This window comes from Azohydromonas aeria (genome assembly GCF_009760915.1).
Lineage (GTDB): Bacteria > Pseudomonadota > Gammaproteobacteria > Burkholderiales > Burkholderiaceae_C > Azohydromonas > Azohydromonas aeria.
Genome location: NZ_VIDQ01000104.1, coordinates 1 through 19,758, shown reverse-complemented (window position 1 = coordinate 19,758; position 19,758 = coordinate 1). Strand labels below are relative to the sequence as shown.

The 19,758-nt window shown below is 73.6% G+C and carries 20 protein-coding genes; 18 read left to right on the top strand and 2 right to left on the bottom strand.

Annotated elements, in window-relative coordinates:
* The 3 genes from FJ694_RS36925 to tssA form a co-directional block, all read left to right on the top strand.
* Nucleotides 1-365: hypothetical protein (locus tag FJ694_RS36925; protein WP_198321127.1), on the top strand; the 365-nt coding region annotated here is incomplete at its 5' end.
* 67 nt (nucleotides 366-432) lie between these two features.
* Nucleotides 433-1,356 carry a dienelactone hydrolase family protein gene (locus tag FJ694_RS32815; protein WP_157271737.1) on the top strand — a complete coding sequence of 308 codons (924 nt, stop codon included), beginning with the start codon at nucleotides 433-435 and terminating at the stop codon, nucleotides 1,354-1,356.
* 128 nt (nucleotides 1,357-1,484) lie between these two features.
* On the top strand, nucleotides 1,485-2,573 hold the full coding sequence (gene tssA, locus FJ694_RS32810; RefSeq protein WP_157271736.1) for a type VI secretion system protein TssA: 1,089 nt from the start codon (nucleotides 1,485-1,487) through the stop codon (nucleotides 2,571-2,573).
* 33 nt (nucleotides 2,574-2,606) lie between these two features.
* Here the strand turns inward: tssA and FJ694_RS32805 are convergent, their stop codons facing one another.
* Nucleotides 2,607-2,933, bottom strand: coding sequence for a hypothetical protein (locus FJ694_RS32805; protein ID WP_157271735.1), 327 nt, complete (start codon nucleotides 2,931-2,933; stop codon nucleotides 2,607-2,609).
* A gap of 196 nt (nucleotides 2,934-3,129) precedes the next feature.
* Nucleotides 3,130-4,185: a LacI family DNA-binding transcriptional regulator gene (locus FJ694_RS32800; protein WP_198321126.1), complete on the bottom strand. Its 1,056-nt coding sequence runs from the start codon at nucleotides 4,183-4,185 to the stop codon at nucleotides 3,130-3,132.
* Between the two features lie 193 nt (nucleotides 4,186-4,378).
* Between FJ694_RS32800 and FJ694_RS32795 the strand changes: the two genes are divergently transcribed.
* From FJ694_RS32795 to FJ694_RS32725, 15 genes are all read left to right on the top strand, one after another.
* Entirely contained in the window at nucleotides 4,379-5,260 is an 882-nt protein-coding gene (locus FJ694_RS32795) for a dioxygenase family protein (protein WP_157271733.1), read from the top strand.
* 20 nt (nucleotides 5,261-5,280) lie between these two features.
* Nucleotides 5,281-6,084 (top strand): SDR family NAD(P)-dependent oxidoreductase, encoded by an 804-nt coding sequence (locus tag FJ694_RS32790; RefSeq protein ID WP_157271732.1) that lies wholly within the window; start codon nucleotides 5,281-5,283, stop codon nucleotides 6,082-6,084.
* 33 nt (nucleotides 6,085-6,117) lie between these two features.
* Nucleotides 6,118-7,008 (top strand): beta-keto acid cleavage family enzyme, encoded by an 891-nt coding sequence (locus tag FJ694_RS32785; RefSeq protein WP_157271731.1) that lies wholly within the window; start codon nucleotides 6,118-6,120, stop codon nucleotides 7,006-7,008.
* Between the two features lie 34 nt (nucleotides 7,009-7,042).
* On the top strand, nucleotides 7,043-8,065 hold the full coding sequence (locus FJ694_RS32780; protein WP_157271730.1) for a quinone oxidoreductase family protein: 1,023 nt from the start codon (nucleotides 7,043-7,045) through the stop codon (nucleotides 8,063-8,065).
* 16 nt (nucleotides 8,066-8,081) lie between these two features.
* On the top strand, nucleotides 8,082-8,429 hold the full coding sequence (locus tag FJ694_RS32775) for a cupin domain-containing protein (RefSeq protein ID WP_157271729.1): 348 nt from the start codon (nucleotides 8,082-8,084) through the stop codon (nucleotides 8,427-8,429).
* 86 nt (nucleotides 8,430-8,515) lie between these two features.
* Nucleotides 8,516-9,625 (top strand): porin, encoded by a 1,110-nt coding sequence (locus FJ694_RS32770; RefSeq protein ID WP_157271728.1) that lies wholly within the window; start codon nucleotides 8,516-8,518, stop codon nucleotides 9,623-9,625.
* Between the two features lie 120 nt (nucleotides 9,626-9,745).
* The gene (locus FJ694_RS32765; RefSeq protein ID WP_157271727.1) at nucleotides 9,746-10,735 is read left to right on the top strand and encodes a tripartite tricarboxylate transporter substrate binding protein; all 990 of its coding nucleotides are present in this window, start codon (nucleotides 9,746-9,748) and stop codon (nucleotides 10,733-10,735) included.
* 126 nt (nucleotides 10,736-10,861) lie between these two features.
* Complete coding sequence (locus FJ694_RS32760) at nucleotides 10,862-11,683, top strand: alpha/beta fold hydrolase (RefSeq protein WP_157271726.1); 822 nt, start codon at nucleotides 10,862-10,864, stop codon at nucleotides 11,681-11,683.
* Nucleotides 11,684-11,759: 76 nt separating this feature from the next.
* A complete protein-coding gene (locus FJ694_RS32755; protein ID WP_157271725.1) occupies nucleotides 11,760-12,413 on the top strand; it encodes a hydrolase in 654 nt (217 codons plus the stop codon).
* A gap of 69 nt (nucleotides 12,414-12,482) precedes the next feature.
* The gene (locus FJ694_RS32750; RefSeq protein ID WP_157271724.1) at nucleotides 12,483-12,758 is read left to right on the top strand and encodes a XapX domain-containing protein; all 276 of its coding nucleotides are present in this window, start codon (nucleotides 12,483-12,485) and stop codon (nucleotides 12,756-12,758) included.
* A complete protein-coding gene (locus FJ694_RS32745) occupies nucleotides 12,751-14,643 on the top strand; it encodes an amidohydrolase (protein WP_157271723.1) in 1,893 nt (630 codons plus the stop codon). The genes FJ694_RS32750 and FJ694_RS32745 overlap by 8 nt, the downstream gene beginning before the upstream one ends.
* Nucleotides 14,644-14,665: 22 nt before the next feature.
* A complete protein-coding gene (locus FJ694_RS32740) occupies nucleotides 14,666-16,279 on the top strand; it encodes an MFS transporter (protein ID WP_157271722.1) in 1,614 nt (537 codons plus the stop codon).
* 134 nt (nucleotides 16,280-16,413) lie between these two features.
* Nucleotides 16,414-16,587 (top strand): hypothetical protein, encoded by a 174-nt coding sequence (locus FJ694_RS32735; protein ID WP_157271721.1) that lies wholly within the window; start codon nucleotides 16,414-16,416, stop codon nucleotides 16,585-16,587.
* Between the two features lie 290 nt (nucleotides 16,588-16,877).
* On the top strand, nucleotides 16,878-17,039 hold the full coding sequence (locus tag FJ694_RS32730; RefSeq protein WP_157271720.1) for a hypothetical protein: 162 nt from the start codon (nucleotides 16,878-16,880) through the stop codon (nucleotides 17,037-17,039).
* Nucleotides 17,040-17,338: 299 nt separating this feature from the next.
* Complete coding sequence (locus FJ694_RS32725; RefSeq protein WP_157271719.1) at nucleotides 17,339-19,165, top strand: ATP-binding protein; 1,827 nt, start codon at nucleotides 17,339-17,341, stop codon at nucleotides 19,163-19,165.
* Nucleotides 19,166-19,758 lie beyond the last annotated feature (593 nt).

Here is a 19,758-nt window from a genome sequence, read left to right as displayed (position 1 = left end):
CGCCGGCACCAGCACCCGCGGCCGCAGCGCCCGGGGCCGGGGCCGCCGCCGTGCCGCCGCTGCCGCGCGAGGCCGCGGCGGCGCCGCCGGCCATGTCCGAGCCGTGGATGGCGGCGCGCGACCGCTTCCTGGCCCTGCCCGAAGCGCAGAAGCAGCCCTGGTACAAGCGCTACGAGGCCGAGCGGGTCGGGCCGCAGTCGGCGCTGGCGGCCAGCCCCGACTACGGGCGGCTGCCCGAAGTGCGCATCTGGCGCGACTTCGCCAAGGCGCGGCAGGCCAATCCCGCGGCGCGGCCGGGCACCTCGGCGCTGGTCTACTTTTCCAAGTGGCTGGCGCGGGTGTGGGCGCAGGAGGGGCGCCTGTAGGTCGGCCGCGCAGGCCCGGCCGGGCATTGGTACAACGCGCGTTCCCCTTCACCCAGGAACGTGTCCCATGCCCGACGCCAAGAACCCGCCCCTGACCGCGGCCGATTTCGACCCGGAAGTCCTGCGCCTGTTCGACCAGTACGTGCACGGCGGCATCGACCGGCGCGGCTTCCTCGACCGCGCCGCGCGCCACGCCGTGGCCGGCGGCACCACCGCCGCGGCGCTGCTGGCGGCGCTGAGCCCCGACTTCGCGCGGGCGCAGAAGGTCGCGCCCACCGACGCGCGGCTGAAGACCGAGTCCGTGGAGATCGCCTCGCCGCAGGGCTACGGCAAGGTGCGCGCGTACGTGGTGCGCCCGGCCCAGGCGGCCGGGCCGCTGCCGGTAGTGCTGGTCGCGCACGAGAACCGCGGCCTGAATCCGCACATCGAGGACATCGCCCGGCGCCTGGCGCTGGAGAACTTCATTGCCGTGGCGCCGGACGCGCTCACGCCGCTGGGCGGCTATCCCGGCAACGAGGACCAGGCGCGCGAGCGCTTCGGGCAGCTCGATGCCGCGAAGACGCGCGAGGACTTCGTGGCCGCGGCGAACTGGGCGCGCGGCGGCAGCGCCGGCGTGAGCGGCGGCAACGGCAGGCTCGGCGCCATCGGCTTCTGCTGGGGCGGCGGCGCCGTCAACATGCTGGCCACGCGCGTGCCCGAGCTGGTAGCCGGCGTGCCGTTCTACGGCCCGCCGCCGCCGGCGCTGGACCAGGTGAAGAACATCAAGGCGCAGCTGCTGCTGGTGTTCGCCGAGAACGACGAGCGCATCAACGCCGCCTGGCCGCCCTACGAGGCGGCGCTCAAGGAGGCCGGCGTGCGCTACGAGGCCTTCAAGTACGCCGGCACCCAGCACGGCTTCAACAACGACACCACGCCGCGCTTCGACGCCACCGCAGCCGGCCAGGCCTGGGGCCGGGCGCTGGCGCTGTTCAACCGCACGCTGCGCACCTGAGCGCGCGGCCCGTCCGGACGCTGCGGCGGCCCGGGTTAGCGGCACTTGCGCGCGCAACCGGGCCGCGGCTCTGATGCGCAAGCCCGGCGCCGTGCCGGGTTCCCGATCAATCCGACGCCGCCGCCCGCATGGACCTCGAACCCTTTCTCGCCCCGCTGTCCGCCGAGGCGCCCTGCGGCGCCGACCTGTCCTTCGCCCCCGAGCTCGACGTGCTGCGCGAGCTGCGCCGCGAGGACGACCCGACGCTGGAGCAGGGCGCCTGGGTCGCGCCGCTGAAGAGCGCCGACTGGCCCGGCGTGGCGCGCGGCTGCGAGGCGCTGCTGCGCACGCGCTCGCGCGACCTGGCGGTGGCGGGCTGGCTGGCCGAGGCCTGGGCACGGCTGCGCGGCTTCGCCGGCCTGGCCGACGGGCTGGACCTGGCCGCCGCGCTGGTCGAGCGCCATTGGGACGCCCTGCACCCGCTGCCCGACGGCGACGACTTCGAGGCGCGCAGCGGCTGCCTGGCCTGGCTGGCGGCGCGGGTGGCCGACCTGTCCGCGCGGCTGCCGCTGGCCGGCAGCGGCGCCGAGGCGTTCAACCTGCTGGACGTGGAAGCCGCGCGCCAGCACCGGCGCGAGGCCGAGGCCGGGCCGGAGCCGGTGGCGGCGGCCGCCCGCGATGACGGCGGCGCAGGCGACGCCGGGCCGACGCTGGAAAGCCTGCTTCGCACGGCCGGCGCCCTGGGACGCGACGGTTTCACCCTGCGGCTGGAGGCGATCACGGCGGCCGCCGCCGCGCTGCAGCGGCTGCAGGCGGCCGTCGACGAGCGGCTGGCGCGGGACGGGCCGTCGTTTGCCGCGGCGCGCGCCGCGCTGGAGCGCGCGGCCGAGGGCTGGGCGCGCCTTGGGCGCGAGGCGGGCGTCATCGAAGCGGGGCTGCCGGCGGGCGACGCCGCGGCGGCGCCCGCAGCGGCAGCGGCGTCGGCGGTGGCGCCGACACCCGCCGCGCTGTCCGGCCCGATCCGCTCCCGCGCCCAGGCGCTGCAGCAGTTGCGCCTGGTGGCCGACTACTTCCGCCAGGCCGAGCCGCACAGCCCCGTGGCCTACCTCGCCGACAAGGCGGCGCGCTGGGGCGAGATGCCGCTGCACGAGTGGCTGCGCGCGGTGGTCAAGGACGGCGGCGCGCTTGCCGCCTTCGAGGAGATGCTGGGCGTCGAGCCGCGCGAGTCGCGCGGCTGAAGGCGGCCCGCAACGAAGGGTTGAAGGGCGGCCTCAGCCGCCGCTGGTCGCGCCGCCGCGCGGGCTCCTGCCGCCAGAAGGGCCGGGCCCCGCGGCGGGCTGGGCGCCGGGGGCCGGCACGCCGGCCGCTTCCGCGTCGGACTGCCCCATGCGGGCCGCGATTAGGCCGAAGTCGGCCTTGTCCTTGAGCACGGTGGACGCCAGCGTCACGTTGCCGCCCAGCAGCACCGCGGCGGCGGCCGGGTGCTTCGGGCCCACCGCGATGGCCACGCCGCCGGTGCCGGCGGCCAGGGCCGGCTGGGCCAGGACGGCGGCGGCCAGCAGCGCGGCGGCGGCTGGGAGGATCCCTCGATTGGTCATGCCTTGAACTGCTCCATCGTGATCGTCGTGAATCCGGGGTGCCCGCCCCGGGCGGCCGGGCGCGGGCGGCGCGCAGGATAAGGGCCGCTTCGCGGCGCCGGGGCAAAGCCGCAGCGGGTGAAACGGTCAAGCGCGGCTGCCCAACGCGCCGCGGCGCGATCGGTGCACCGGGTCGGCGCGCGCGGCGTGGATTGCGTCACGCGGCAGCGGGCGGCGGCGGCGCCGTCGAGGCGCGCACCACCAGCGCGGGCATGAGCAGCCGCGTGCACACCGGCAGCGCCGGCTCGGCCAGCAGCTCCAGGAACAGCGCCGCGGCCTGGCGGCTCATCTGCTCCACCGCCACGCGCACGGTGGTCAGCGGCGGGTCGATCAGGTCCACCAGCGGCATGTCGTTGTGGCCCACCAGCGACAGTTCGCCCGGCACGCGCAGGCCGCGCGCGCGCGCCTCGTCGAGCACGCCCAGCGCGATCAGGTCGTTGGCCGCGAACACCGCCGTCGGCCGCTCCTGGGATTGCAGCAGCTCGCGCGCGGCGGCGCGCCCGGCCTCGCGCGTGAAGGCCGCGGCCTCCACGACCCGGCCCGGCGGCAGCCCCAGGGCGCGCAGCTGCTCGTTGAAGGCGTCGCGCCGCGCGCGGCCGGTGGAGGAGGCCGCCGGCCCGGCGACGTGGGCGATGGCGCGGTGGCCCAGCGCCGCCAGGTGCTCCAGCACCAGGCGCACGCTCTCGCGGTCGTCGTTGACCACGCTGGAGAACTGCCGGTCGCCGCTGCCGCGATTCACCAGCACCGTGGGCAGCCGGCGCTCGCGCGCCACGGCCAGCATCGGGTCGTCGCTCTCGGCGGCCAGGATCAGCAGCCCGCTGACCTGCCGGTTCGCCAGCGCCAGCGCCAGCTCGCGCCGCTCCTCGGGGCGCTGCGGCGTCTGCGCCACCAGGCACATTAGCCGCTGCGCGCGCAGCGCGCTCTCGATGCCCTGCACCACCGGGCCGAACAGCGGGTTGGCGATGTCGGGCACCACGACGGCGGCGATGTTCGTCTGCCGCGTGCGCAGCGAGGCCGCCACCGCGTTGGGCTGGTAGCCCAGCTCGCGCGCCAGACGCTCGATCTCGGCGCGCTTGTCCCGCGACACCTTGCCCGCCACCCCGCGCAACGCGCGCGACACCGTCGCCGGGTGCACACCGGCGGCGCGGGCGATGTCGTCGATGGTCGCGCCCGCGCGCGGCGCGGACGGGTCGGGGTCAGGCAGGCGGTTCATGGGCATCGCAAAAAATGTCGGGCAAACGTTTGCCCTCATTGTGACGCGAATCGGGCCCGGCTTGCAAACCGGGCATGGCCTTGACCGCTGCTTTGGTGAGGAAAGCGTTTTGACGAAGCCGCCAACAGCGCCTAACCTGAAGGCAATCGATTGCCCTTTGTCTTGCGGCACTCGTGCAACACCGGAGACCTCCATGACCCCCGTCCCGCTCAATCCCTCCGACCCGAAGGCCCTGCTGGAGGCCGTGCTGCGTGCCAACGAGGGCACCGCCGACCCGCGGCTCAAGACCGTGCTGGCCGCCGCCATCCGCCACCTGCATGCCTTCGCACTGGAGGTGGAGCTGCAGCCCGACGAGTTGCAGGCGGGGCTGGACTTCCTGGTGGCGGTGGGCAAGGCGACCGGGCCGCGCAAGCACGAGGGCATCCTCTTGGCCGACATCCTGGGCCTGGCGACGCTGGTGCAGCTGCGCGGCGCGCGCCACGCGGTCGAGGCCGGCGGCACCGAGCCGGCGCTGGTCGGGCCGTTCTGGCGCGCCGGGCAGCCCGAGCGCGCCAACGGCGCGCGCATCGCCAGCGAGGACACGCCGGGGCCGCGCCTGACGGTGACGGGCCGGGTCACGGACCTGGCGGGCGCGCCCATCGCCGGTGCGCGGGTCGAGACCTGGCAGGCCAGCCCCAAGGGCCTGTACGAGAACCAGGATCCGGCGCAGGCCGACATGAACCTGCGCGGGCGCTTCACCACCGACGGCGACGGGCGCTTCGGCTTCGTCAGCGTGCGCCCTGCCGGCTATCCCGTGCCCACCGACGGGCCCTGCGGCGCGCTGCTGGCGGCGCAGGGCCGCCACACCATGCGCCCGGCGCACCTGCACTTCATCGTCGCGGCCGAGGGTTTCAAGGTGCTGGCCACCCAGTTCTTCGACGCCGAGGACCCGCATGCCTTCGACGACGTGGTCTTCGGCGCGGTGGGCTCGCTGCTGCGCCGCTTCGAGCCGGACGGCGAGGGCGGTTTCCGCCTGCACGTGGACCTGAAGCTGGAGCGCGGCGCCACCCGGCTGCCGCACTGCCCGCTGCCTTGAACCCCCCGGGAGACGACGCCATGCGATCCGACACTTCAACGGCTGCGGACCAGCGCAGCTTCGCCCCGCGCGAGCGGCTCGACGGCCAGGTGGCCGTCATCACCGGCGGCATCGGCGCCATCGGCGCGGCCACCGCGCACCGCCTGGCCGCGCTGGGCGCGCGCGTGGTGCTGCTGCAGCGCGACCCGCTGGATGCCGCGGATGAACTGCTGGCCGCGCTGCCGGGCGCCGGGCATCCCGGCCATTTCGCGGTGCGCGCCAGCGTCACCGACAGCGACACGCTCGCCGCCGCGGCGGCCGAGGTGCGCGAGCGCAGCGGCGGCGCGACGCTGCTGGTCAATGCCGCGGGCTTCACGAAGCCCGTGCCGGCGGCGGACCTGGACGCGCTGGACGATGCGCTCATCGACGCCGTCTTCGCCGTCACCTGGCGCGGCAGCTTCGCCGCCATCCGCGCCTTCGCGCCGCAACTGAAGGCCTCGGGCGACGCGCTGGTGGTCAACGTGTCCTCGATCGCCGCCTTCACCGGCCTGGGCAGCAACCTGGCCTATGCCGCGGCCAAGGCCGGCATCGATGCCACCACGCGGGCGCTGGCCAAGACGCTGGCGCCGGCCGTGCGGGTGCTGGCGGTGTCGCCCGGCGTGGTGGACACGCCCTTCGTGGCCGGGCGCGACGCCGGCTTCAACGAGCGCGTGGGCGCGACGCTGCCGCTGCGGCGCGTGGGCGTGGCCGACGACGTGGCCGCCGCCATCGTCGCCTGCGCAACGTCGCTGCGCTACGCCACCGGCAGCGTGCTGGTCGTGGACGGCGGCCGGCACCTGGGCTGAAACCCATTCTCGAAAGCAAGCAGAGCACACAGCATGAGCGCTTCGACCATCCTCACCTGCGCCGTCACCGGCAACCTCACGCGGCCGGAGCAGACGCCGCACCTGCCCATCACGCCCTCGCAGATCGCCGAGGAGGCGCTGGCCGCCGGCGAGGCCGGCGCGGCCGCCGTGCACCTGCACGTGCGCGACCCGCAGACCGGCGCGCCGTCCATGGATATCGAGCTGTACGCCCGCGTGGTGGAAGCGATCCGCCGCCACGACCCGCGCCTGGTCATCAACCTCACCACCGGCCCGGGCGGGCGCTTCGTGCCGGGCGAGCCGGATCCGCGCGTGGCCGGTCCCGGCACCTCGCTGCTGCCGCCCGAAGCGCGCGTGGAGCACGTCGTGGCGCTGCGCCCGGACATCTGCTCGCTCGACCTCAACACCATGAACTCCGGCGAGCAGGTCGTCATCAACACCCCGCGCAGCGTGGCGCGCATGGCGCGCGCCATCCGCGAGGCCGGCGTGGTGCCGGAGCTGGAGTGCTTCGACAGCGGCGACCTGGTGCTGGCGCAACGGCTCATCGACGACGGCGTGCTGCAGGGGCCGGGGCTGTTCACGCTGGTCACGGGGGTGCGCTACGCGCTGCCCTTCTCGCCGGCGGCGCTGGCCTTCGCCCGCTCGCTGCTGCCGGCCGGGGCGCAGTGGTCGGCCTTCGCGGTCGGGCGCCAGGCCTTCCAGGCCGTGGCGCAGTCCTTCCTGCTGGGCGGCAACGTGCGCATCGGGCTGGAGGACACGATCTACCTGGACAAGGGGCGCCTGGCCACCGGCAATGCCGAGCTGGTGCGCAAGGCGCGCCGCATCGTCGAGGACCTGGGCGGGCGCCTGGCCACGGCCGCCGAAACCCGTGCGCAATGGGGACTGCGCGAAAGCAACCGGGCCTGAGCGGCCTTTCACCGAACCCGTCGAGGAAGCAACCATGAACACCCTGAATGCCCTGAACACCACGAACCCTTCGTCCACCGGCCGCAAGCTGCTGCTCACGCGGCAGGCCGCCGACGCCGCCTCGCTTGCGCCGCAGCTGGTGCCCGACGTGCTGCCCGACGCGCCGAGCGGCCATGCCGTGGTCGAGGTCCGGGCCGCGGCCGTGAACCCGAGCGACGTGAAGGCCGCGCTGGGGCTGATGCCGCACGCGGTGTGGCCGCGCACGCCCGGGCGCGACTTCGCCGGCACGGTCGTGGCCGGTCCCGCGGCCTGGCTGGGCGTGCCGGTGTGGGGCACCGGCGGCGACCTGGGCGTGACGCGCGACGGCACGCATGCGCGCTACCTGGTGCTGCCGGTGCAGGCGCTGTCGCGCAAGCCCGAGAGCGTGCCGATGGCCGCCGCCGCGGCGGTGGGCGTGCCCTTCATCACCGCACACGAGGGACTGCGCCGCGCCGGGCTGAAGGGCGAGGGGCAGACGGTGCTGGTCTTCGGCGCCAACGGCAAGGTGGGGCAGGCCGCCATCCAGCTCGCCACCCGCGCCGGCGCCACGGTGCTGGGCGTGGAGCGCGCCGCCAGCAGCTATGCCGGCCATGCCAGCGCGCCGGTGCGCGTCTTCGACGGCCGCGAGGAGGGCCTGGCCGCGCGGCTGCTGGAAGCCACCGGCGGGCGCGGCGCGGACATCGTCTTCAACACCGTGGGCTCGCCGTACTTCCAGGCGGCGCTGGACAGCCTGGCCGTGGGCGGCACGCAGGTGCTGATCTCCACCATCGAGCGCAGCGTGCCCTTCGACATCCTGGCCTTCTACCGCCGCAACCTGCAGCTGCTGGGCGTGGACACGCTAAAGATCCCGGCCACGCAGTGCGCGCGGGTGCTCGATGAACTGCTGCCGGGCTTCGAAGACGGCTCGCTGCGCGCCTTCGAGGTGGACGAGGCCACGCTGCTGCCGCTGGAGCAGTCGGCGCAGGCCTATCGGCGCGTGCTCGAGGGTTCCATGGACCGCGTCGTGCTGGCGCCCTGAACCGGGAGTCACCGCCATGCACGTCGTCCCATTCGCGCAGGCGCCGCGCTACGAGGCGCCCGGCCACCACGGCATGGAGATGCGCCGGCTGCAGGGCCGCGAGGCCGGTCCCGGCGACAGCGCCTGGATCGGGCTGTCCACGCTGCAGCCCGGCGGCGGCACCACCGCGTCGGCCTCCGGCGCCGAGAAGTTCTACGTGGTGCTCGAAGGCCGGCTCGAAGTCACGGCCGCACTCGACGGCGCGACGCAGGTCGCCGAGCTGGGCCCGCTGGACGCCTGCCGCATCGCGCCGGGCGAGTCCCGCGCGCTGCGCAATCCCGGCCCCGGGCCGTGCCGGGTGCTGCTGGTGATGGCCAACGCCTGAAACCGCCAGCGCCCGCCGCCATCCGTGCGGTTGGAAAGGCAATCGATTGCCTTTGCCAAGCAGTTCAAGAACGTGAAGGAGACGAAATGAAACATTCGAGACGGCATGCCGCCGCGGCGCTGGCCCTGGCCGGCGCTGCCGCCGGCGGCGCGGGCGGCGTGGCTGCCCAGGAGTCCGCCGGCGCGGTGACGCTGTACGGCCGCCTCAACACCGCCGTGGAGCACGTCGGGGCCAGCGGCGAGGGCCCGTCGCTGTCGGCCAGCCGGCTGAGCAACTACCGCTCGGTGTTCGGCTTCCGCGGCGAGGAGGACCTGGGCGGCGGATTGAAGGCGGTGTGGCAGGTCGAGAGCGCCGTGTCGCTGGACACGGGCGGCGGCACGCTGGCCGGGCGCGACACGCGGCTCGGCCTGGCCGGGCCGTGGGGCACGCTCTTCGCCGGCACCTGGACGCTGCCCTATACGGCCTCCACCTCCGGCTTCGACCCGTTCTACCCAACGACGGCCGGCTACATGAGCCTGATGGGCAACGGCTCGGCGCCGAGCACCGACCACCTGATCGACACGAGTTCCTTCGACCGGCGCCAGCGCAACCAGGTGCAGTACTGGAGCCCGGCGTGGCACGGGCTGTCGGCGCGGCTGGCGCACGGCCTGTCCGAGGAGCGGCCGGACGACGGGCGCCGGCCGCGCCTGGCGTCGGGGTCGCTCACCTGGGAGGGCTCCGGCCTGACGCTCACCGCCGCGCACGAGCGGCACCACGAGTACCAGGCGCCGGACACGCGCGACACGGCTTCCAAGCTGGGCGTGGCCTACCGCGCCGGCCCGGCGCGGCTGGCGGCGATGGTGGAGCGGCTGCGCTACGAGACGGCCACCGGCACGCTGCGGCGCAACGCCTGGTACCTCTCGGCCGTGGTGCGGCTGGGCGCGGGCAGCCTGCGCGCGGGCTACACGCGCGCCGGCGACGGCCGCGGCGACGCGGCCGAGACCGTGGGCTTCTTCCGCAGCGGTGCCGGCACCGGCGCCTCGCAGCTCACCGTGGGCTACGAGCACGAGCTGTCGAAACGCACGGCCGTCTACGCCTACGCCAGCCGCATCGCCAACGAGCGCGCCGCGCTCTACGACTTCGCCATCAACGAGCTGGGCATCGCGCCCGGCCAGCGCCCGCGCGTGCTCGCGCTGGGCTTGCGGCACCAGTTCTAGCCGCCGCTTGCAGCCGCTTCGGTTGCACCTGTTTCCACCATGCCCTTGCCGCCCGCCGCCGGCTTGCCGGACAGGAGAGGGGTGGCGCCGGGTTCTTCGCCTCGATGCCAGGAGACCGCCATGTTCACGCTTCGCCGCCGCCTCGTTCTCGTCCATGCCGCGCTCGCCGCCGCCGCGCTGATCGCGCCCGCCGCGCCCGCCGTGGCGCAGGCCGGCTATCCGAGTAAACCCATCACGCTGGTTGTGCCCTTCACGGCCGGGTCCGGCACGGACGTGATCGCCCGCGTCTATGCCGAGCAGCTGGCGAAGTTGCTGGGCCAGCCGATGGTGGTGGACAACCGCCCCGGCGCCGGCGGCACGCTGGGCGCGGCGCAGGTGGCCGCCGCGGTGCCCGACGGCCACACGGTGCTGATCCACTCCGCCGGCCACGTCGCCAACGCCGCGCTGTACCCGAAGCTCAAGTACGACACGCTCAAGGACTTCACGCCGGTGGCGATGCTCGCCACGCTGCCCAACGTGCTGGTGGTGTCCAGCGCCAGCCGCATCGCCAGCGTCGAGGAGCTGGTGAAGCGGGCCAAGGCCAGCCCGGGGCGGCTGAGCTACGCCTCGGCGGGCAACGGCAGCGCCACGCACATCAATGCCGAGAAGTTCCGCATCGCCGCCGGGCTGCAGGCCACGCACGTGCCCTACCGCGGCACGCCGCCGGCGCTGACGGACCTGGTGGGCGGGCAGGTGGACTGGTTCTTCGCGCCGCTGGTCAGCGCGCTGCCGCTGATCCAGGAAGGCAAGCTCACGCCGCTGGCCGTGGGCTCGCCCGCGCGCTCGGCCGCGCTGCCGCAGGTGCCCACCACGGTGGAGGCCGGCTACGCGGGCTCGGACTACACCTTCTGGGTCGGGATGCTGCTGCCGGCGAAGACGCCCGCGGCGGTGGTGGAGCGGCTGTCGGCCGCCACCGCGCAGGCGCGCCAGGCGCCGGCCGTGCGCGCCGCGCTCGACAAGCTCGGCGCCGAGGTGCCGTCGCTGGCGCAACCGGCCTTCGCGCAGCAACTGCAGCAGGAGATGGCCAGCACCGCGGCGCTGGTGCACAAGGCCGGCATCCGGCTGGAGTGAGCGCGGCGTGAAGGCCGTGCCGCGGCGCCCTTAGCAACTTTTCCCGAGCTTTCACTGGCCGCGCGCCGGCGGCGCCCCGAAGCTTGGATTCCGCCCGGACTTCACCCGGACAGCCAGGAGCCCGCCATGAGCCCCTTCATCGCCCCCGACGGCACGCCAATCTTCTACAAGGACTGGGGCCGCGGCCGCCCGGTCGTGTTCTCGCACGGCTGGCCGCTGAGCGCCGACGCCTGGGAAGACCAGATGGTGTTCCTGGCCGAGCGCGGATGCCGCGTCATCGCCCACGACCGGCGCGGCCACGGCCGCTCCGGCCAGCCCTGGCAGGGCAACGACATGAACACCTACGCCGACGACCTCGCGGCGCTGGTGGAGGCGCTGGACCTGCGCGAGGCCGTCTTCGTCGGCCACTCCACCGGCGGCGGCGAGGTGGCACGCTACCTGGGCCGCCACGGCAGCGCCCGGGCCTCGAAGGCGGTGCTGGTGGGCGCCGTGCCGCCGATCATGCTCAAGACCCCGGCCAACCCGGACGGGCTGCCGCTGGACGTGTTCGACGGCATCCGCGCCGGCGTCGCGGCCGACCGCGCGCAGTTCTTCCGCGACCTCTCCGGCCCCTTCTACGGCGCGAACCGGCCCGGCGCCAAGGTGTCCCAGGGCCTGCGCGACACCTTCTGGCTGATCGGCATGCAGGGCTCGCTCAAGAGCGAGCTCGACTGCATCAAGCAGTTCTCGGAGACCGACTTCACCGAGGACCTGAGGAAGATCGAGGTGCCGACCCTCTTCATCCACGGCGACGACGACCAGATCGTGCCCATCGCCAACTCGGCGCAGAAGGCCGTGAAGCTCGTCAGGAACGCCACGCTCAAGGTCTATCCCGGCGCGCCGCACGGCCTGGCCGCCACACACAAGGACCAGCTCAACCAGGACCTGCTGCGCTTCATCCAGAGCTGAACGCAGGTTGCTCCTCCCAACCGCCCCAACCGCCCCAACCGCCCCCAGCGGCATCACTCCCCGAAAGGAACCCGCCATGGCCCTCACCGCCACGCCCACGCCCGGCTCGCTGCTGCTGTCGCCCACCGACCACGCGCTGCTGATGATCGACTTCCAGTCGCAGATGTCCTTCGCCACGCACTCCATCGACGCCGTGACGCTGCGCAACAACGCCGCGCTGGTGGCGCGCGCCGCGGCCGGCTTCAAGGTGCCCACCATCCTCACCACGGTCGCCGAGAAGAGCTTTTCGGGGCCGATGTTCGACGAGATCACCAGCGCCTTTCCGGGGCAGGAGCTGCTGGACCGCACCTCGATGAACACCTGGGAGGACGCCGAGGTGATCAAGGTGGTCAACGCCATCGGCAAGCAGCGCCTGGTGTTCTCGGGGCTGTGGACCTCGGTGTGCATCGTCGGCCCGACGCTGTCGGCGCTGGACCAGGGCTTCGAGGTGTACGTGATCGCCGACGCCTGCGGCGACGTCACGGCCGAGGCGCACGAGCGCGCCATGGAGCGCATGGTGCAGGCCGGCGTGCGGCCCATGACCTCGCTGCAGTACCTGCTGGAGCTGCAGCGCGACTGGGCCCGCGGCGAGACCTACGACATGACCACCGGCATCGCGAAACAGTACGGCGGCGCCTACGGCCTGGGCATCACCTACGCCAAGACCATGTTCAACGCGCACGAGGGCTGACGCGACCCGCCCGGGACACGCCGTGTCCCGGGCGTTCTGCGCTTGCCGCCTGCCGCCAGGAGTGCCCTCATGAAACCCTATGTCCTCTCCGCCGCCCTGGGCCTGCTGGTCGGGGTGATCTATGCCCTGTTCCACGTGCGCTCGCCGGCGCCGCCGGTGATCGCGCTGGTGGGGCTGCTAGGCATCCTGGTGGGCGAGCAGATCCCGCCGCTGCTCAGGCAGGTGTTCAAGGCCGATGCGGCCTCGACCTCCTGGCTGCACCAGCAGGTCAAGCCGCACATGTTCGGCGAGCTGCCGAAATGCGTGACGCCGGAGGATTCCGCCGCGGGAGGCCGCCATGGCTGAAGCCGCCGACCTGATCCTGCGCGGCGGCCGCTTCACCACGCTGAACCGCGCGCAGCCCGAGGCCTGCGCCGTGGCGATCCGCGCCGGGCGCTTCGCCGCCGTGGGCGAGGACGAGGACGTGATGCCGCTGGCCGGGCCGGCCACGCGCGTGATCGACCTGCGCGGGCGGCGCGTGCTGCCCGGCCTGATCGACAACCACCTGCACCTCATCCGCGGCGGGCTGAATTTCAACCTGGAGCTGCGCTGGGACGGCGTGCGCTCGCTGGCCGACGCCATGGCCATGCTCAAGAGGCAGGTGGCCGTGACGCCGGCGCCACAGTGGGTGCGCGTGGTCGGCGGCTTCACCGAGCACCAGTTCGAGGAGAAGCGCCTGCCCACGCTGGCTGAGCTCAACGCCGTGGCGCCGGACACGCCCGTGTTCCTGCTGCACCTCTACGACCGCGCGCTGCTCAACGCCGCGGCGCTGCGCGCCGTGGGCTACACGCGCGACACGCCGCAGCCGCCGGGCGGCGTGATCGAGCGCGATGCGCAGGGCAACCCCACCGGGCTGCTGCTGGCGAAACCCAATGCCGCCATCCTCTACGCCACGCTGGCGCGCGGGCCGAAGCTGCCGCCGGAACTGCAGCTCAATTCCACGCGCCACTTCATGCGCGAGCTCAACCGCCTGGGCGTCACCGGCGCCATCGACGCCGGCGGCGGTTTTCAAAATTATCCCGAGGACTATGCGGTGATCGAGCAGCTGGCGCAGAGCGGCGAGCTCACCGTGCGGCTGGCCTACAACCTGTTCACGCAGAAGCCGAAGCAGGAGAAGGACGATTTCATTCGCTGGGCCGCGTCGTCGCGCTACCAGCAGGGCGACGACTATTTCCGCCACAACGGCGCCGGCGAGATGCTGGTGTTCTCGGCGGCCGACTTCGAGGATTTCCGCGAGCCGCGCCCGGAGCTGCCGGCGTCCATGGAGGACGAGCTCGAAGGCGTGGTGCGCATCCTGGCGCAGAACCGCTGGCCGTGGCGGCTGCATGCCACCTACGACGAGACCATCCGCCGCGCGCTGGACGTGTTCGAGCGCGTGAACCGCGACATCCCGCTGCAGGGCCTGCACTGGTTCTTCGACCATGCCGAGACGATTTCCGAGGCCTCGATGGAGCGCATCGCGGCACTTGGCGGCGGCGTGGCGGTGCAGCACCGCATGGCCTACCAGGGCGAGTATTTCGTCGAGCGCTACGGGCCCGAGGCCGCGCGCCGCACGCCGCCGGTGCGGCGGCTGCTGGAGTCGGGCGTGAAGGTGTCGGCCGGGACTGACGCCACGCGCGTGGCCTCCTACAACCCGTGGGTGTCGCTGTCCTGGCTCGTCACCGGCAGGACGGTGGGCGGGATGCGGCTCTACGGGCCGGAGAACTGCCTGGACCGGGAGACGGCGCTGCGGATGTGGACGGAAAACGTCACCTGGTTCTCGAACGAGGAGGGACGGAAAGGGCGCATCGAGCCCGGCCGGCTCGCCGACCTGTGCGTGCCGGACCGCGACGTCCTGGCCTGCCCGGAGGACGACATCGCCGACACCACCTCGCTGCTGACCGTGGTGGGCGGGAAGGTGGTGTATGCGGCGGGCGACTTCGCCGAGTGGGACCCGCCCGCGCCGCCGGTGCTGCCGGACTGGTCGCCGGTGAAGACCTTCGGCGGCTACGCCGCCTGGGGCGACGCCGACGGGGCGCCGATGCAGGCGGCGCTGCGGCGCCAGGCGGCAGCCGGTTGTGGTTGCGCCCGCGCCTGCGGCGTGCACGGCCATGCGCACGCTCGGGCCTGGGGCAGCCGCGTGCCGGTGTCGGACGGGCCCGACTTCCAGGACTTCTGGGGCGCACTGGGCTGCGCGTGCTGGGCGGTGTGAGCAGCGCGAAGGGAGCCGGGACATGAGCAGCGTCGATCCTTCCCGGGCGGGCGCCGTGCCGCCTCCCGCGCCCGCGGGCGCCTTCGCGCCGCTGCGCCAACCGGTATTCGCGGTGCTGTGGGGCGCGATGGTGCTGGGCAACACCGGCAGCTTCATGCGCGACGTGGCCAGTGCCTGGGTGATCACGGACCTGTCGGCCAGCCCGGCCGCGGTGGCGCTGGTGCAGACCGCGGCCTCGCTGCCGGTGTTCCTGCTGGCGCTGCCGGCCGGGGTGCTGTCGGACATCCTGGACCGGCGCCGCTTCCTGATGCTGGTGCAGGCCGCGATGGCGCTGGTCAGCGCCGTGCTGATGCTGCTGGCCGGCACCGGCACGCTGACGGTGGAGACGCTGATCGGGCTGACCTTCCTGAGCGGCATCGGCGCGGCGCTGGTCGGGCCGGCGTGGCAGTCGATCGTGCCGGAGCTGGTGCCGCGCGAGCAGCTGCGCGGCGCGGCGGCGCTGAACTCGCTGGGCGTCAACGTCTCGCGCGCCATCGGGCCGGCGCTGGGCGGCATCGTGGTGGCGGCGCTGGGCGCGGCCACCGCCTACGCGGCGGACGCGGCCAGCTACCTGGTGGTGATCGCGGCGCTGTGGTGGTGGCGGCGCCCGGCCAAGGCGCCGGATGCGCTGTCGGAGAATTTCCTTGGCGCCTTCCGCGCCGGGCTGCGCTACACGCGCGCCAGCGGCGACCTGAAGCGCGTGCTGCTGCGCGCGGGCGTGTTCTTCGCCTTCGCCTCGGCGCTGTGGGGGCTGCTGCCGCTGGTGGCGCGCGAGGTGCTCGGCGGCGATGCCGGCTTCTACGGGCTGCTGCTGGGCGCGGTGGGGGCGGGCGCCATTGGCGGGGCGCTGGCGCTGCCGGGCCTGCGCGCGCGGCTGGGTACCGATGGGCTGATGCTGGCGGCGGCGCTGTCGGTGAGCCTGGTGATGGCCGCGCTGCCGCTGGTGCCGCCGCCGGCCGTGGCGGTGGCGCTGATGCTGCTGCTGGGAGCGGGCTGGATCGCGGCGCTGACCACGCTCAACGGCACGGCGCAGGCGATCCTGCCGAACTGGGTGCGCGGGCGCGGGCTGGCCGTCTACCTGATGGTGTTCAGCGGCGCCAGCGCCGCGGGCAGCCTGGCCTGGGGCGGCGTGGCGCAGGCGCTGGGCGTGCCGGCGGCGCTGTGGATCGCCGCGGCCGGCGGGGCGCTGGCGGCGCTGGCGCTGTACCGACTGAAGCTTCCGGCGGGCGAGTCCGACCTGGAGGCGGCGCGGCACTGGCCGGACGCGGAGATGGTGCACGCGGCGCCCGCGGAGCGCGGGCCGGTGATGGTGCAGGTCGAGTACCGCATCCGGCCGGCCGAGCGCGCCGAGTTCCTGGCGGTGCTGCGCCGGCTGGGCGAGGCGCGGCGGCGCGACGGTGCCTTCGCCTGGGGCGTGTTCGAGCACACGGCCGACGCCGGGCGGGTGGTGGAGTGGTTCCTGGTGGAGAGCTGGGCCGAGCACCAGCGCCAGCACCGGCGCGTCACGCGCGCCGACGCCGGCGTGCAGGCGGAGCTGCTGCGCTTCCACACCGGCGAGGGCAAGCCGGCGGTGGGGCACTGGATCGCGCTGGATTGAGGAGCGGGCGGCCAGGCGGCGGGCTGGATATGCGTTTCATTGATAACCGGGATGCCGAGAATTCAGTGGTGTAATTAGGTGGAAACCCTAAGATGGCGTCCATCGAAGAACAGACGCATTGAAAGAGGTTTCACATGGCTCCCATCACCAGCTCCGACGTTTCCCGCATCGCCCCGCGTGGCGCGCTGGTTGCCGCCGACGTGTTCCTGTGGTTCCTGGACGGCCTGCGCGCCCTGACGGCGCTGGCGCGGCCGGCCGTGAAGGCCGAGTCGTTGCTGGCGATGCCGAAGCGGTCCTACCCGCTGTGATTCGGGAAGGCGCCGGTCGAGGCGCCGACCGGTACGCCGCCGCGAGGCGGACACGACAGAAATTCGGGCCCGTGAGGGCCCGAAGTCGTTTGGGAAGCACTGAGCGCCGATACACACATGGGGCCTTCGCCAAGGTGACGAATCTTTGTTCGGTACACCTGTACTGCGGCCCGCGGGCAGTCCGGTGATCAAGTCGGTGCCGTGTCAGCGAGGTGTACCTGCTCTTGAACTCAAGACCAGGGTCCTGGCTGCGAGCATCGATAACATTTCGGCTCCTGCAGGAGGGATCGATGGACACTCTTCCGGCTGCCGAATCCGAGTTGGAACAGGGCCTGCAAGAAAGCACGGATGCACTGGCGTGGCTGCTGGCGCAGCAACCGGAGAAGGCCGGGCGCGACAAGGCGGACATCGACCGCCAGATCGCTGAAGAGCGTGATGGGTGGGCGCAGTAGCTCTCATCACGGTTGACATGCCGTTGTAGAAGTCCCTGGCCTGAACTGCCGCTTCGTCGCGGCAACCGCTTCCGGACCGGTTTGACCCAGGCCCTGGGCGCACGGGGCGCCCGCCGCATCTTTTGGTATCAACCGCGCGCCCCGCTTGCCATGTCGGAGGGGAACGGCGTGAAAAACTCACGGGCTGCCGTTCCCGTGGTGCCCCGGCAGCGCCCCGGGTCCTCCCACCTGCCGTGCCGGCCGCAGTACGCCTCGCGCATCGAGGCATCGGGGGCCGCGCGCGGCGTGATCGGAGCGCCATGCAGCCTCTGCCCCCACCCCCCGAATCCCATCCCCGTGCCGCGCGCTTCGGCGACTTCGTGCTGGCCCCGGCGCGGCGCCGGCTGCTGCGCCGGGGCCAGCCGGTGCGGCTGAGCGACCGCGCGCTGGACCTGCTGGTGGTGCTGGTGCAGCGCCGCGGCGAGGTGGTGGCCAAGCAGCAGCTGCTGACGCTGGCCTGGCCCGGGGTGGTGGTGGAGGAGAGCAACCTGCGCGTGCAGGTGGCGGCGCTGCGCCGCGCGCTGGACGACCCGTCCGCCGCGCCGCGCTTCGTCGCCAGCGTGCCCGGGCGCGGCTATGCCTTCGTGGCCGACGTGGCCTGGGAGCCGGACCCGGGCGAGCGACGCGCCGCGCCGCTGGCCCGGGACGGCGCGCCGCCCGTGCCGCGGCAGCCGCTGGCGCTGCCGCTGTCGGCGCGGCCCCTGGTCGGGCGCGACGACCTGGTCAGCGCCGTGCAGTACGAGCTGGCGCTGCGGCGGCTGATCACGCTCACCGGCCCGGGCGGCATCGGCAAGACGGCCGTGGCGCGCGCCGTGGGCGCGCGCTCGGGGCGTGCCTATGCCGACGGCGTGCAGCTGCTGGACCTGTCCGCGCTGAGCCACGGCAGCCTGGTGCTGCCGCACCTGGCCTCGCGGCTGTGCCTGCCCGCGGGGCCGAGCGCGCTGGGCGCGGTGGTGGAGCACCTGCGCACGCGCCACCTGCTGCTGATCCTGGACAACTGCGAGCACGTCGTCGAGGCGGTGTGCGCGCTGGCGCAGGAGCTGCTGGCGCAATGCCCGGGCGTGGACCTGCTGGCCACCAGCCGCGAGGCGCTGCGGGCCGGGGGCGAGTACGTCAAGCGGCTGCAGCCGCTGGGCGTGCCGCCGGAAAGCGAAACCCTGAGCCGGGAATCGGCGCTGGAGTACGCGGCGCTGCGGCTGCTGGCCGAGCGCATCGAGGCGCAGGACGTGCGCCTGGCTTTCGACGCCGCGGAGCTGGCGCTGCTGGCCGACCTGTGCCGGCGCCTCGACGGCCTGCCGCTGGCGCTGGAGCTGGCCGCGACCTGGGTGCCGGTGCTTGGGCTGCCCGGCGTGTCGGCGCTGCTGGATCAGCGCCTGGCGCGGCTGGGCGGCGGCGCGCGCGACGCGCAGCCGCGCCACCGCACGCTGGCCGCCACCATCGACTGGAGCTACGACACGCTGAGCGCCGACGAGCAGGCGCTGTTCCGGCAGCTGGGCGCGTTCCGGGCGCCCTTCACGCTGGAGGCGGTGGAAGCCGTGTGCCGGCTGCGCGGCGGCGACGCGGCCGCGCAGCGCGCGCTGGAGGGGCTGGGCCGGCTGGTGGACCGCTCGCTGGTCAGCGTGGAACTGGCGGAGCGGCCGCCGCGCTACCGGCTGTTCGAGTCGCTGCGTCGCTACGCGCTGGAGAAGCTGGCGGATGCCGGCGAGCTGCGCGCGGCGCGCGAGGCACATGCGCGGCAGGTGCTGGCGCACTGCCGCCGCGCCGCGGCGGAACCTGAAGCGCTGCCGGATGGCGACGGGCTGCGCCGGGAGGGCGGCGACGTGGCCGACATCCGCGCCGCGCTGGACTGGGCCTTTGCCCCTGACGGCGACGCCCGGCTCGCGGTCGCGCTGGTGCTGGCGTCGGTACCGCTGTGGCGCCGGCTGCTGCTGGAGGACGAGCTGCAGGAGCGGCTGCGGCAGGCCATCGGGCGCTCTCGCGAGCTGGAGCTCGACGAGGTCACGGCGCTGCTGCGGTCGCGCGATCCCTGCGCGGAAGGCTGCGCCGGGCGCGGTCTGGCGCGGGCGCGGGCGCTGCGGGGCGCGTAGCGGCCCAGGGGCAGGGCGGCATCCGATGCGGCGCGCGCCGAGCCCTGGCGCCCGTTGCCGATCCCCCTGCTTGCATGTCGCCCAAAAGTGTGTATACTCACGCCCTCGCAAACGAATCCCGACGCATTGCAAGCTGGCCGAAAGGCGGGGCTTTCAAGCGGCCGTAAAACAGCCGTCGAGCGGCCGGGACGAGTTTTCAAGCCGGTCCACCGGGGAAATGTGCGGCAGCCGTCAAAAGCGGCCGCGGCCCGGGTGGATGAGTTTGACCAGGCGCCGTGCGTGAGATGAACGCGGTGTTTGAAGCGAGCCGGGAAATAACCCGCAACGCAGCTGGGAAATAGAACGGCGGTTGACAAGGTTAGTGAGCGCTGACAGAATTCATTTCTTCGCTGAACGACACAGCGAAACGCGCTGCAAGCGGCAGCTCGGGTTACCGGGTGGAGTTTGCGGCGGGTTGAAGCAAATGTCGATGCTCTTTAAAAACATACAGCCGATAAGCGTGGGCGTTCGAGGCGTTGGGTGAGGTGCCTGACACATGGGGACTTTCGGGGATGCCTGGAGTTCCCGGGGCCTTTACTGGTCTCGAACGCTCT

Coding starts and splice junctions, on each gene's coding strand:
- FJ694_RS32815 (WP_157271737.1), top strand. CDS start 433: ATGCCCGACGCCAAGAACCCGCCCCTGACCGCGGCCGATTTCGACCCG.
- tssA (WP_157271736.1), top strand. CDS start 1,485: ATGGACCTCGAACCCTTTCTCGCCCCGCTGTCCGCCGAGGCGCCCTGC.
- FJ694_RS32805 (WP_157271735.1), bottom strand. CDS start 2,933: ATGACCAATCGAGGGATCCTCCCAGCCGCCGCCGCGCTGCTGGCCGCC.
- FJ694_RS32800 (WP_198321126.1), bottom strand. CDS start 4,185: ATGAACCGCCTGCCTGACCCCGACCCGTCCGCGCCGCGCGCGGGCGCG.
- FJ694_RS32795 (WP_157271733.1), top strand. CDS start 4,379: ATGACCCCCGTCCCGCTCAATCCCTCCGACCCGAAGGCCCTGCTGGAG.
- FJ694_RS32790 (WP_157271732.1), top strand. CDS start 5,281: ATGCGATCCGACACTTCAACGGCTGCGGACCAGCGCAGCTTCGCCCCG.
- FJ694_RS32785 (WP_157271731.1), top strand. CDS start 6,118: ATGAGCGCTTCGACCATCCTCACCTGCGCCGTCACCGGCAACCTCACG.
- FJ694_RS32780 (WP_157271730.1), top strand. CDS start 7,043: ATGAACACCCTGAATGCCCTGAACACCACGAACCCTTCGTCCACCGGC.
- FJ694_RS32775 (WP_157271729.1), top strand. CDS start 8,082: ATGCACGTCGTCCCATTCGCGCAGGCGCCGCGCTACGAGGCGCCCGGC.
- FJ694_RS32770 (WP_157271728.1), top strand. CDS start 8,516: ATGAAACATTCGAGACGGCATGCCGCCGCGGCGCTGGCCCTGGCCGGC.
- FJ694_RS32765 (WP_157271727.1), top strand. CDS start 9,746: ATGTTCACGCTTCGCCGCCGCCTCGTTCTCGTCCATGCCGCGCTCGCC.
- FJ694_RS32760 (WP_157271726.1), top strand. CDS start 10,862: ATGAGCCCCTTCATCGCCCCCGACGGCACGCCAATCTTCTACAAGGAC.
- FJ694_RS32755 (WP_157271725.1), top strand. CDS start 11,760: ATGGCCCTCACCGCCACGCCCACGCCCGGCTCGCTGCTGCTGTCGCCC.
- FJ694_RS32750 (WP_157271724.1), top strand. CDS start 12,483: ATGAAACCCTATGTCCTCTCCGCCGCCCTGGGCCTGCTGGTCGGGGTG.
- FJ694_RS32745 (WP_157271723.1), top strand. CDS start 12,751: ATGGCTGAAGCCGCCGACCTGATCCTGCGCGGCGGCCGCTTCACCACG.
- FJ694_RS32740 (WP_157271722.1), top strand. CDS start 14,666: ATGAGCAGCGTCGATCCTTCCCGGGCGGGCGCCGTGCCGCCTCCCGCG.
- FJ694_RS32735 (WP_157271721.1), top strand. CDS start 16,414: ATGGCTCCCATCACCAGCTCCGACGTTTCCCGCATCGCCCCGCGTGGC.
- FJ694_RS32730 (WP_157271720.1), top strand. CDS start 16,878: ATGGACACTCTTCCGGCTGCCGAATCCGAGTTGGAACAGGGCCTGCAA.
- FJ694_RS32725 (WP_157271719.1), top strand. CDS start 17,339: ATGCAGCCTCTGCCCCCACCCCCCGAATCCCATCCCCGTGCCGCGCGC.